The organism is Zunongwangia sp. HRR-M8, assembly GCF_027594405.1.
Lineage (GTDB): Bacteria > Bacteroidota > Bacteroidia > Flavobacteriales > Flavobacteriaceae > Zunongwangia.
This window is the reverse complement of record NZ_CP115161.1, coordinates 2,872,948-2,885,169: the sequence shown is the minus strand read 5'-3', so window position 1 is coordinate 2,885,169 and position 12,222 is coordinate 2,872,948. Positions and strand designations below refer to the sequence as shown.

10 protein-coding genes are annotated in these 12,222 nt (G+C 34.8%); 4 read left to right on the top strand and 6 right to left on the bottom strand.

What is annotated here, in order from left to right; all coding sequences use genetic code 11:
* Positions 1-32: 32 nt before the first annotated feature.
* Complete coding sequence (gene fbaA / locus PBT89_RS12440) at positions 33-1,100, bottom strand: class II fructose-bisphosphate aldolase (RefSeq protein ID WP_270062184.1); 1,068 nt, start codon at positions 1,098-1,100, stop codon at positions 33-35.
* Positions 1,101-1,145: 45 nt separating this feature from the next.
* The gene (gene tamL, locus PBT89_RS12435) at positions 1,146-3,713 is read right to left on the bottom strand and encodes a translocation and assembly module lipoprotein TamL (protein WP_270062183.1); all 2,568 of its coding nucleotides are present in this window, start codon (positions 3,711-3,713) and stop codon (positions 1,146-1,148) included.
* 38 nt (positions 3,714-3,751) lie between these two features.
* On the opposite strand from tamL, the gene PBT89_RS12430 reads away from it, so the two are divergent.
* Positions 3,752-4,474: a TrmH family RNA methyltransferase gene (locus PBT89_RS12430; RefSeq protein ID WP_270062182.1), complete on the top strand. Its 723-nt coding sequence runs from the start codon at positions 3,752-3,754 to the stop codon at positions 4,472-4,474.
* A 143-nt stretch (positions 4,475-4,617) separates the two neighbouring features.
* Here PBT89_RS12430 and porT read toward each other — a convergent pair whose 3' ends face one another.
* Positions 4,618-5,337 carry a type IX secretion/gliding motility protein PorT/SprT gene (porT, locus tag PBT89_RS12425; RefSeq protein ID WP_270062181.1) on the bottom strand — a complete coding sequence of 240 codons (720 nt, stop codon included), beginning with the start codon at positions 5,335-5,337 and terminating at the stop codon, positions 4,618-4,620.
* A 4-nt stretch (positions 5,338-5,341) separates the two neighbouring features.
* A complete protein-coding gene (gene ubiE, locus PBT89_RS12420; protein ID WP_270060572.1) occupies positions 5,342-6,073 on the bottom strand; it encodes a bifunctional demethylmenaquinone methyltransferase/2-methoxy-6-polyprenyl-1,4-benzoquinol methylase UbiE in 732 nt (243 codons plus the stop codon).
* 137 nt (positions 6,074-6,210) lie between these two features.
* Here ubiE and trkA point away from each other — a divergent pair, with 137 nt between their 5' ends.
* A complete protein-coding gene (gene trkA, locus PBT89_RS12415; RefSeq protein WP_270060573.1) occupies positions 6,211-7,560 on the top strand; it encodes a Trk system potassium transporter TrkA in 1,350 nt (449 codons plus the stop codon).
* Positions 7,560-9,056: a TrkH family potassium uptake protein gene (locus PBT89_RS12410; RefSeq protein WP_270060574.1), complete on the top strand. Its 1,497-nt coding sequence runs from the start codon at positions 7,560-7,562 to the stop codon at positions 9,054-9,056. Before trkA ends, PBT89_RS12410 begins: the two co-directional genes overlap by 1 nt.
* A gap of 78 nt (positions 9,057-9,134) precedes the next feature.
* Here PBT89_RS12410 and PBT89_RS12405 read toward each other — a convergent pair whose 3' ends face one another.
* Both PBT89_RS12405 and PBT89_RS12400 read right to left on the bottom strand, forming a co-directional pair.
* A complete protein-coding gene (locus tag PBT89_RS12405) occupies positions 9,135-10,325 on the bottom strand; it encodes a pyridoxal phosphate-dependent aminotransferase (protein ID WP_270062180.1) in 1,191 nt (396 codons plus the stop codon).
* A 24-nt stretch (positions 10,326-10,349) separates the two neighbouring features.
* Positions 10,350-11,456, bottom strand: a complete 1,107-nt coding sequence (locus PBT89_RS12400; RefSeq protein WP_270060576.1) for a fatty acid desaturase family protein — start codon at positions 11,454-11,456, stop codon at positions 10,350-10,352.
* Between the two features lie 103 nt (positions 11,457-11,559).
* Between PBT89_RS12400 and rsmG the strand changes: the two genes are divergently transcribed.
* Positions 11,560-12,189, top strand: a complete 630-nt coding sequence (rsmG, locus tag PBT89_RS12395; RefSeq protein ID WP_270062179.1) for a 16S rRNA (guanine(527)-N(7))-methyltransferase RsmG — start codon at positions 11,560-11,562, stop codon at positions 12,187-12,189.
* Positions 12,190-12,222: the final 33 nt, after the last annotated feature.

Here is a 12,222-nt window from a genome sequence, read left to right as displayed (position 1 = left end):
TAAAGAATTTCAGCTGTTTATTAAGCGTTTTCTTATAAAGTATTAACGTTGTTAAGATCCTCGAAAGCTTTCTTTAAACGAGCTTTAAAAGTAAGTTCTCCTTCACGTACCCATTTTCTTGGATCGTAATATTTTTTGTTTGGAGAATCTTCACCTTCAGGATTACCAATTTGCGAAGCAAGATAATCTTTGTTCTCGCCCATGTAGTCTCTAATTCCTTCAAGGTATGCGTATTGAAGATCGGTATCGATATTCATCTTAATTACTCCGTATCCAATAGCCTCACGAATTTCTTCTACAGTAGAACCACTACCACCGTGGAAAACAAAATCGATATGGTTTTCTTCAACATTGTATTTTTTAGTGATATATTCCTGAGAGTCTTTAAGAATCGTAGGAGTTAGTTTTACGTTTCCTGGTTTGTAAACACCATGAACGTTACCAAAGGCAGCAGCAATAGTAAACTGGTCACTAACTTTACTTAGTTCTTCGTAAGCGTAAGCTACTTCTTCTGGTTGTGTGTATAATTTTGAAGCATCAACATCACTATTGTCAACACCATCTTCTTCTCCACCAGTGATACCTAATTCAATTTCAAGAGTCATTCCCATCTTGCTCATGCGCTCAAGATATTTTTTACAAATCTCAAGATTTTCTTCAATAGGCTCTTCACTAAGATCGATCATATGAGAACTGTAAAGCGGCTTTCCAGTTTTTTCGTAATGTTCTTCACTTGCGTCTAATAATCCGTCGATCCAAGGTAAAAGTTTTTTAGCACAGTGATCTGTATGCATAATTACAGTTGCACCATAAGCTTCAGCCAAAGTTTGCACATGCTTCGCGCCAGCTACACCACCGGCGATAGCAGCTTTTTGATCTTCGTTAGAAAGACCTTTACCACCATTAAACTGTGCGCCTCCGTTAGAAAACTGAATGATTACAGGAGAATTTAATTCAGCAGCAGTTTCTAATACAGCATTAATACTGCTAGAGCTTATTACGTTTACTGCAGGAAGGGCAAATCCTTTTTCTTTCGCGTAATTGAATATTTCTTGTACTTCTTTTCCGGTTGCTACACCTGGTTTGATATTGTGACTCATAATTTAAGTTGAATTAGGTTTACAAAATTAATAAAATAAACTGGCTTAGAAAGGATAATTAATCCCAACATTATAAACCGCATGCCCAAAATTGTATTCTTTAAACCATCTGTTGCCTAAAGATCTGCCTGGGTTATAGGTTTTAAAGCCGATATCAAACCTTAAAATAAAAAAGTTGAAATCGTAGCGCAAGCCAAAGCCAGAGCCTACAGCGATATCTTTTAAATCGGAAAAAGAGGTAAATGTTGATGCCTCATCTTCTACAATATCCAGGACATTCCAAATATTTCCAATATCTACAAAAAATGCACTGTTTAAAGAACCAAATAGATTATACCGATGTTCTAAATTAAGAGCTAATTTCATATTAGCTTCATTAAATTCATTGCGACCGCCACTGCTTCCGGGGCCAAGATCGTAGGCTTGCCAGGCGCGATTATCATTAGGGCCACCGGCAAAGAAACTTCTTGTAAACGGGATACTATTGGCATTTCCGTAGGGAATCGCAATACCACCAAAAGCTCTTATAGCAAAGATATTTTGATGACCTAAATCCCAATGCTTAATAAAATCAACTTCGGGTTTTACATACTGCGAAAAATTAACGCCAAGAATATCGTAATTCCCACTAGGATTTTTATCTAGACCACCAAGAGCAGATACCGCATATAAAAAATTACCGGCGGTTTCTATTTTTATTCTGAAACGGGTAAATTCACGGTCGTAAAGATTATCTTTAGTATTCCACAAATAGGTGAAATTTGATGCAAATATTAAATTATTCTCTGTTAAACGTTGTTTTCGCTCGCCAATATTCCTTACAAGTTGTGATTGATTAGTTGTTAGCCCCGTAGTTGTGCTTCTATTATTATTAATGTCACTTATAAAAGCATTAGCACCTTTAGGAATTGTAAGATCTCCATTACCGTTTAAGTAAGCAGGATCTGTCACTACATTTACCGAATTTACGACTTCATTTAAGTCTTGATAAGAACTTCTATAAACATTAAAGTAATTGGCAGCGTTTAAATTTCTTACATACTGGATATCGAGTAAATCAAAACTATTTGTAAGTTTTTTAGAAGGAGTCCACTTATAGTTTAATTCTCCGGTAATATTTTGTTTGTCGAGCCCAATATTAGTTTGCGTACTTACTCCAATACTTAGCGACGTAAACGGAGACATATATTTAGGAACTAGCTTTTCTGTATTAACAGGAAAGAAAATACGTGGGAAAGTTAAACTAACATCAGCACCAATTTCAGTAATATCGAAAAAGCGATCCTCGCTGCTGTTGGTTACGGCATCTTTGGAAGAACCAATACTTCCTCTTGCCGATATTTCAAAATTTTCAGCACCTCCAAATATGTTCCTAATCAATAGCGAGCCACCAAAGCCAATCCCAAATTTTTGAATATTAGATTGAGAAAGATCAAAATTAAAACCCAAAGAATACTTTTGTTGTGGTGTTAAGAAAATATTGGTAATTAAATCGGTTCCCGTGCTATCTTCGGGATCTGGCATATATTGAATATTGGGGTATTTAAAAACTCTATACGAATTTAAACGGCTGTAGGTTCTGGTACGATCGATATCCCGGTAAATTCTTCCAGGTCTTATAAAAACGGCATCGGTAATTGCTTCAGGTTTATAGTCTAATTCATCATAAGAATAGAGATAATATCCTCCTTTTACCTGTGCACTGTCTAATAAATGTCTGTTTTTATTGGTAAATTTATAATCGGTTATAATATTTACACGGCTAATTTTATGAATTTTGAAGCTCTTTTTTACCGTATCATCTTCAGCAGTAGGTAAATCACCAATAATCACACTCGTGTTTACATTATAATTGGTATTAATGGTATCTGCATCAAAACTTATATATTCCTGTTCAAAATTATAAACACCATTATTTCTAAAAAGGGAAGTTAATCGATCCCTTTCAGCATTATAATCTAAGGTTTTGTATTGTTTACCAGATTTGATAATAGAATTTTGATCGTGCTCATTATAAATAGAATCTAACACCGGAGAACTGATTCTTGTTTTGATTGAATCTACCTCATAAGCCTTTCCGGTTTCTACAAAATAGTCTACTCGAGCTCTTTTTTCTTTGTCTAAAGGAACAATTTCTGAAGATGTTTTTACATTAAACCAGCCATTATTCCAGTAATATGATTTTAAATTCTCTTCGGAATCCTGAATATCTTTATTTTTTAAGATCACAGGAGCTTCGCCGGTACGTTTTAACCAGGCATTAAAATCTTTTTTATTCTGAATTAATTGATCAAATTGCTTTCTGGAAAGCCGATTTACAAGCCTTCGAAATTTTACCGAATCCTGAATATATTTCTCATTCAAAATAGAATCGATATGAGGTCTTGCCAAATTATAGAAATGCAAACGCAAAGGTATGCCCAGTAATTTTGTATTTGGTTCTTGATCTAACTGCCCATAAATGCTGGTTTGGTTAGTTTTTTCGCCATTAACGTAAATGTCGTTTTGTTCCAAAAGCTGCTGGTTTTCCTCTAGGCGCTTTACAGCATCACAGGAAAACAGAAAAAGGGTTACTAAAAAAAATAATGATATTTTTGCGAAAAGCCTTTTCAAACAGTAGGTTTTAAAGTGATCAAAAATACATTTTTTGGATGGTTAGTAAAAGCCAAATTAAATTAATAACGAGCCTGGGACAAAAAAAGTACCGACAAAAAAACGGACTCTTTGTTGCTGAGGGAATCAAGGTGATTCGGGAATTTTTAAATTCTGATTTTCAATTACAAAATTTATTTGCTTCTGAAGCTGTTTTCGATATTCCTGAAGAACAGTTTGTTCTAGCTGAAGAACGAGAATTAAAGAAAATCAGTTTTCTTAAAACGCCACAAACTGCATTGGCTTTGTTTAAAATTCCGCAGCAAAATTTAGAAGTTTTGGATGATCTAACGATTGCCTTAGATGGCGTTCGTGATCCAGGAAATTTAGGTACGATTATTAGACTTTGCGATTGGTTTGGTGTTAAGAATCTAGTATGTTCTAAAGACACAGTAGATTGTTATAATCCAAAAGTGATACAATCTACGATGGGATCGATTACTCGTGTAAATGTAATTTATAAAAATCTAACTGAATTTTTACAAGATCAGGATTTAGTAACCTATGGTACTTTTATGGAAGGCGAGAATGTCTACCAAAAGCAACTTCAGCAAAAATCTATTTTGGTAATGGGTAACGAGGCAAACGGGATTACTTCAGAAATAGCAGAGTTGATTTCAGAAAAAATAAGTATTCCTCAATTTGGCCAATCTCAGGACACTGAAAGTTTAAACGTCGCAACGGCCACAGCAATTTTCCTTAGTGAATTCCGAAGAAAATAAACTTTAGGTTTTCAGAAAAAAAGGCTTAAATTTTATCGAATCTTGCTTGCTCGTCTAGATGGAATCCTACTATCCTATTGGAATAGGAGTAAACAAAAGTTCTCTGATAAATTTCAATTTTAGAATTATCTTGAAGTGATTTTTTACTGAAAAGTAAAGTTTAAAAAGACAGCTCTGGTCGTCATTTTATCAATATTTCCTGTATAAATACTGTCAGGAATATCATCTCTTACCAGTTCGTCATTCAAACCAAAAACACCGCGTATAGAAGGTGTGAACTTGAAGTAGTAAAGATAAAAATCAATACCAAACCCAATTTCCCAATTATAATTATTAGTGGTCATTCTAAATTGCCCTGCGTAATTATCATCTTTATTGTCTTCGTTACTCGATAGGTTTGTAGAATAAGAAATTCCACCTAGAATAAATGGACGAAAATTATTTAAACGATTGGTGTTTATTTTTAGCAATAAGGGAACGTGGATATAAGTAGAATTGATCTCGCGATATCTATTATCTGCATTAACTCCATTTCCGGGTGTAAAATAAAACCCTCTGGAAGTGAAATTTACACCTGGTTGTAATCGTAAATCTACATTTTTATGCAGTTTTAAGTTTCCTAATAATCCAACATTAAAACCGATGTTTTTGTCTACCGCTATTTCGCGACCTGTAATTGAGTTCGAATCATATTCTTTGTAATCGAAATGAAAGTCGTAGCTGTTAAATCCAAGAAAATAACCCCAAGACCACCTTTTATTATCAATATCGACGCTTTGCTGCACCTTTTCTTTTGAAAAGAGCTGAGCTTGCATTGGTTTTAGAGAAAATATGATGATGAATAGGATAAAATATCGCTTCATACAATTACTTTGATGCATTATATATTGTGGCAACTCCTAAAGTTTGTGGAGCACTTGCTACAGATATAAACCCAATTTTCTTTAAAATATTGTTGAATTGTTCTCCATAAGGAAATTCTGCCGCACTTTTGCTTAAATAGCTATAGGCATCTTTATCTTCCGAAAAAAGTTTTCCTATAGTTGGCAAAATTAAGTTAGAGTAAAATTTATATCCTTGTTTAAAAGGGAATTTGGTAGGTACAGAGGTTTCCAGTACGATAAATAATCCTCCTTTTTTAAGTACACGGTAAATCTCTGATAAGCCAAGTTCTAAATTCTCGAAATTACGAACTCCAAATGCAACCGTGATTACATCAAAAGAATTATCCTCAAAAGGTAAAGCTTCAGAATCTCCCTGTATCATTTCTATCTGGGTTTGCAGATTTTTAGACATAATTTTTTTACGTCCAACTTTTAGCATTCCTTCAGATAAATCCAATCCAACGATTTTTTTAGCATCGGCAGCTTCAGCAATTTGTATGGCAAGATCTCCTGTTCCCGTAGCAATATCCAAGACCGTCTCTGGCTGGTGATTTTTGGCCATTTGTACAACCTTCTTTCTCCAGCTCACATCGGTTCCCATAGAAATAACACGATTCATCCCGTCATATTTGCCAGAGATTTTATCGAACATTTGCTCTACCTGCTGCTTTTTACTTTGGGGAGAACCATCGTAAGGAGTAATTTTTTTGCTCATTTCTGCAATTTTGGTTCAAAGATAAGTTTTATAGAAGAATTAGTATATAAAGATTTCTGAATTGTTCTTATCCACTCAGTTTTAGGTTTATTCAAAAATAGCTTACATTTGCACCTCTTACAATTTGAAGCTGTTATATGAAAATAATTATCGCCGGTGCAGGTGAAGTGGGCTTTCATTTAGCTAAATTACTTTCTTTTGAGTCACAGGATATTACGCTGATTGATCCAAGTAGAGATCGATTGCAATATGCAGATACCCATCTGGATATCCGAACGATTAAAGGAGATGCCAGTTCTATCGCAATTTTAAAAGATGCCCAGGTTAAGTACACCGATATGTTAATTAGTGTGACATCTAGCGAAGCCACTAATATTACGGTATGTGTGCTTGCTAAACAGCTTGGTGCCTTAAGAACCATCGCTCGTATTTCTAATACAGAGTTTTTAGAAAAAAAAGAAGAAATAGGATTCACCCAATTTGGTATAGACGAGCTTATTTCTCCTGAAGCTTTGGCAGCAAGAGAAATTGCTTTATTATTAAATCAGTCTGCATTTAATGATAGTTACGAGTTTGAAGATGGGGCGCTAACCATGATTGGTTTAAGCTTGTCTAGAACAGCTCGTTTTGTGGGGAAAACGGTAAAGGAAGCAGCTAGGATATTTCCGCAGCTAAACTTTGTACCCATTGCAATCCAGCGTTTTGGAACACAGTATACGTTAATACCTCGTGGAGATACTCAATTTAAAGAAGGCGATCAGGTATATTTTATCACACTTAAGAGTGGGGTAGAAGAGCTTTATAAACTTACGGGTAAGACTAAACAGGAAATTAAAAGTGTTATGATTCTTGGGGGGAGTAAGATTGGAAGAAAAACTGCCCGGGATTTGTGTCGTAATAATTTTAATGTAAAGCTTGTTGAAGCAAATAAAGAAAAAGCTTACGATCTCGCCGATGAACTGCCAAATACATTGATCATTCACGGCGATGGCCGAAATGTAGAGTTATTGGAAGAAGAAAACATCCACGATATGGATGCTTTTATTGCTGTTACCGGAAATTCAGAGACAAATATTATGTCCTGCCTGGTTGCAAAATCTAAGAGTGTAAAGAAAACGATCTCTTTAGTAGAAAATATGGATTATTTTCAGCTAAGCCACTCTATTGGGATCGATACGCTAATTAACAAAAAGCTATTGGCGGCAAATAATATTTTTAGATATATACGTAAAGGAGAGGTAGTGGCGATGACCAAGCTTAACAATATGAATGCTGAGCTTTTAGAGTTTATCGTGAAACCTGGCTCTCAGGTAGCCGATAAAAAGATTAAAAATCTTGATTTCCCTCGTTCAGCAATTATTGGCGGTATTATTCGTCATGGAGAGGGAATAATTGCTTTAGGTGAATTTTTAATAAAGCCCGGAGATCGTATAGTGGTATGTTGTCTTCCGCGTTCGATTAAGAAGGTTGAAAAATTATTCCTATAATGCCGAAACTTAACTTTAAGGTTATTCTACATGTCATGGGGTTACTGCTAATTTGTAACGGTGGTTTCATGCTTTTATCGGTTCTCATTAGTTTTTTATATAAAGATGGGGTTACTTTAGGTATATCTTCTGCGGCATTAGTTACTTTACTAATAGGGACCTTATTAATGTTTACTACCCGTGGGCATAGCAAAGAGGTGAAAGTTAGGGAAGGTTATATTATTGTGAGTTTCGGGTGGATATTTATGACCTTAAGTGGTTGCCTGCCTTATGTGATGACCAAAGCAATTCCCGATTTTACGAATGCGTTTTTCGAAACCATGTCTGGTTATACAACGACAGGCGCTTCTATTTTAAATGATATTGAGTCGATTCCTAAAGGAATTTTATTTTGGAGAAGTCTAACCCATTGGATAGGTGGTATGGGTATTATCGTTTTAGCGATTGCTATCTTACCCCTTTTAGGAATAGGAGGGATGCAATTATTTGCTGCGGAATCACCGGGTCCTAGCGCTGATAAGCTGAAGCCAAGAATCACGGATACTGCAAAGCGATTATGGCTTATTTATGTAAGTTATACCGCTCTAGAAACGGTTTTGTTGATGTTAGCCGGGATGGATTTTTTCGATGCAATAAATCATGCTTTTAGTACATTGTCAACTGGAGGATTTTCAACCAAGAATGCCAGCATGGCGTATTGGAATGATAATCCAATGATTCAATACATAATTATCTTATTTATGTTCCTCGCCGGAAGTAACTTTGTGATGAGTTATTTTGCGTTTAAAGGAAGGGTGCAACGTGTTTTACAGGATGATGAGTTTAAATGGTATTTTTATTTTGTAGGGATCTTTACCTTAATCTCAGCCTTAATTGTATATTTTAAAGCAGATGTTTCATTATCTTCTATAGATCATCCAATGGTTTGGGGAGAGGGTGAAAGTGCATTTAGACATTCCTTATTTCAGGTGTTAACTGTGATTACGACAACTGGTTTTGTATCTGCCGATTTTACTATGTGGACACCATTTTTAACCATTTTTTACTTCGGAATGTTTTTCTTAGGTGGCTCTGCCGGAAGTACAGCTGGTGGTGTAAAAGTGATGCGTCATATTATAATGATCCGTAATGGATTTATCCAATTTAAGCGTACGCTTCATCCTAATGCGATCTTACCGGTGCGTTTCAATAAGAAATCAATTAATAGTGATATTGTTTTTAATATCCAGGGGTTCTTTATCCTTTATATGTTATCTTTTATTATTGGAGCAGTAGTTTTAGCGGCACTGGGATTAGATTTCGAAACTGCGATTGGTGGCGCTGCTTCATCCTTAGGGAATATTGGCCCAGCATTTGGAGCACTTAGCCCTGTAAACAATTTTGATTTATTACCTGATTTTGGTAAATGGTGGTGTTCTTTTTTAATGCTTATTGGTAGATTAGAACTCTTTACGGTACTTATAATATTAACTCCCTTTTTCTGGAGAAATCGCTAGATATATTATAATTAAACTTCGATATTCCATAAAAAAACCGGCACTAGGCCGGTTTTTAAAATTTATGTTTAGAATATATTATTCAGCTAAAGCTGATTTTATTCTTTTTAAAGCCTCTTCAATTTGTTCCTCGCTAGCAGCGTAAGATATTCTAATACATTCAGGATTTCCAAAAGCATCACCAGTAACTGTTGCTACTAATGCTTCTTCTAATAAGAACATAGAGAAATCTGTAGCATTGTTTATGGTATGTCCTTTAATTGTTTTTCCGAAGTAATGAGAGATATTAGGGAATACATAAAAAGCACCTTCTGGCTCTGTAGTTTCAAATCCTTCGATATTATTAAGTAAATCGAGAATTAATTTTCTTCTAGATTTAAACTTATCTACCATATAGCTAATTTTGCTAACCGGAGCTTCCAAAGCAGTAATTACAGCTCGTTGAGCAATACAGTTAGCACCGCTGGTAACTTGTCCCTGTAGTTTGTTGCAAGCGCGAGCAATCCAAGATGGCGCTCCAATATATCCAATTCTCCATCCTGTCATGGCGAAAGCTTTTGCAACACCATTAACAGTTACGGTACGTTCGTACATGTCTTCAAATTCAGCCATAGAAGCGTGACCACCAATGTAGTTGATGTGTTCGTAAATTTCGTCACTTACAATTATAATATCAGGATGTTTAGCTAAAACATCAGCTAAAGCTCTAAGCTCTTCTTTGTTGTATACCATCCCACTTGGGTTACAAGGTGAGCTATACCAAAGCATTTTTGTTTTAGGTGTAATTGCAGCTTCAAGTTGTTCTGGAGTCATTTTAAAATTAGACTCTAGAGCTGTAGGAACTTCAACAGGAACGCCTTCTGCAAGTTTTACAATTTCAGCGTAGCTAACCCAATAAGGACATGGTAAAATAACTTCGTCACCCGCATTTAACATTGCTAATGCAACATTAGCCAGCGATTGCTTTGCACCTGTAGAAACAACGATTTGTGGATGGGTGTAGGTTAAATTATTATCTCTTTTGAATTTAGTAATAATAGCATCCTTAAGTTCTACATATCCATCTACAGGTGTGTAGGAATTATAATTATCATTTATGGCTTTAATTGCAGCGTCTTTGATAAAATCTGGCGTATTAAAATCGGGCTCTCCAAGTGAAAGGCCAATAATATCTTTACCTTCTGCTCTTAATTCACGCGCTTTAGCTGCCATAGCCAGCGTTTGCGAAGTTGCTAAATTGTTAATTCTGTTAGAGAGTTTTTCTTGCATTTTAAAATGATTAATAAATAAGTATTAAGACGATATTGCAGGTTTGGCACCCATTTCTTTTAAATATTTAAAATGAGCTATAATCGCTGCGCGTGTGGTTTTGTATTCGTTGTAAGGTAAATTACATTCCTGTGCAGTCTGTTTCACTATTTGGGCAATCTTATCATAATGAATATGACTAATATTAGGGAATATATGGTGTTCTACCTGATGATTTAATCCACCGGTAAACCAGTTTACTATTTTATTTTTAGTTGAAAAATTAACCGTGGTAAATAATTGATGGATTGCCCAGGTGTTTTTCATAGATCCGGTATCATCTGGTAAAGGCATATCGGTATCTTTAACAACATGTGCTAATTGAAAAACAATGCTTAGTATTAATCCAGCAACATAATGCATCACAAAAAATCCAATTAATATTTTCCACCAAGAAATGGATAATATCAACATCGGCAGCAAAATCCAAATTGCCAAATAGATAACTTTGGTAATCGCTACTGTACTCCATTGCTTTACGGGATTTGGCATTTTTCCGTAAGAAAGTTTTCTTTTTAAATATCTTCTGGATTGTTTAAAGTCTGTTGTAATCGCCCAGTTAAAGGTTAATAAACCATATAGAAATATAGAATAATAATGCTGAAATTTGTGGAATCTTCTCCATTCGGCATGTTTTGAGAACCGAATTATCCTACCGGCATCCAGATCTTCGTCGTGCCCATGTATGTTGGTATATGTATGATGAAGCACATTGTGCTGAACCTGCCAGTTGTAAACGTTCCCTGCTAAGATATAAATGGTGCCGCCCATAAATTTGTTTACCCATTTTTTTGATGAATAAGATCCATGATTACCATCATGCATAATATTCATTCCAACTCCAGCCATGCCTATACCCATTACAACAGTAAGTAAAAGCATCCACCATTGTGAGATGTCTAAGGTTAAAATAATAAAATAAGGAGATAAAAACATGCAAAACATAACCGCAGTTTTTAAGTGCAATTTCCAGTTTCCTGTTTTCTTAAGGTTATTTTCTTTAAAATAAGTATTTACTCGTTTATTTAAGGTTCTGAAAAATTTAGCAGAATCTATTCTCGAGAATCGTATATTAGGTTGTGATAAATCCATGTGTAAAATTAAACTATCTTCAAAGGTAAAATATTAAACTTTCGAAACGAATTAAATAGTCACTTTAATACTAAATTTCTAATTTTGTTTAAAAATCACTCAGTTGGAATTACTCAGGAAATACTTTGATGGACTTAGTCCGCAGCAAATTGCTCATTTCGAGCAATTGGAAGAACTTTATAAAGATTGGAATCTCAAAATTAATGTGGTAAGTAGAAAAGATATAGATGAATTATATTTACGCCACGTTCTGCATTCTTTAGGAATAGCAAAAGTTCAGAAATTTAAACCAAATGCTAATATTCTTGATGTTGGCACTGGTGGTGGATTCCCGGGGATTCCATTAGCAATTCTTTTTCCTGAAACCAATTTTCATTTAGTAGATTCTATTGGTAAAAAGATGAAAGTAGTAGAGGAAGTTACTGCAGGTTTAGGATTACAAAATGTTAAGACAACTAATGATCGAGTTGAGAATATAGATGGTCACTACGATTTTATTATAAGTAGAGCTGTTGCTGCTATGCCAACTTTTGTGAGATGGACCAAAGGAAAAATTGCAAAAAAGAATAATCATGAGCTTAAAAACGGAATACTGTATTTAAAAGGCGGTGATTTATCGGAAGAGCTTAATGATTATCAAACTGCGAAAATATACAATCTAACAGATTATTTTGAAGAAGATTTCTTCGAGACAAAAAAGGTGGTTCATTTACCATTAAAATATAAAGGTTAAAAAAAAGTGGCTATCAGCTCCACTTTTTTTAAT

What these genes read in the sequence shown, in the direction of transcription:
- fbaA (WP_270062184.1), bottom strand. Translation starts at nt 1,100, where the DNA reads ATGAGTCACAATATCAAACCAGGTGTAGCAACCGGAAAAGAAGTACAA.
- PBT89_RS12430 (WP_270062182.1), top strand. Translation starts at nt 3,752, where the DNA reads ATGGTTAGTAAAAGCCAAATTAAATTAATAACGAGCCTGGGACAAAAA.
- porT (WP_270062181.1), bottom strand. Translation starts at nt 5,337, where the DNA reads ATGAAGCGATATTTTATCCTATTCATCATCATATTTTCTCTAAAACCA.
- ubiE (WP_270060572.1), bottom strand. Translation starts at nt 6,073, where the DNA reads ATGAGCAAAAAAATTACTCCTTACGATGGTTCTCCCCAAAGTAAAAAG.
- trkA (WP_270060573.1), top strand. Translation starts at nt 6,211, where the DNA reads ATGAAAATAATTATCGCCGGTGCAGGTGAAGTGGGCTTTCATTTAGCT.
- PBT89_RS12410 (WP_270060574.1), top strand. Translation starts at nt 7,560, where the DNA reads ATGCCGAAACTTAACTTTAAGGTTATTCTACATGTCATGGGGTTACTG.
- PBT89_RS12405 (WP_270062180.1), bottom strand. Translation starts at nt 10,325, where the DNA reads ATGCAAGAAAAACTCTCTAACAGAATTAACAATTTAGCAACTTCGCAA.
- PBT89_RS12400 (WP_270060576.1), bottom strand. Translation starts at nt 11,456, where the DNA reads ATGGATTTATCACAACCTAATATACGATTCTCGAGAATAGATTCTGCT.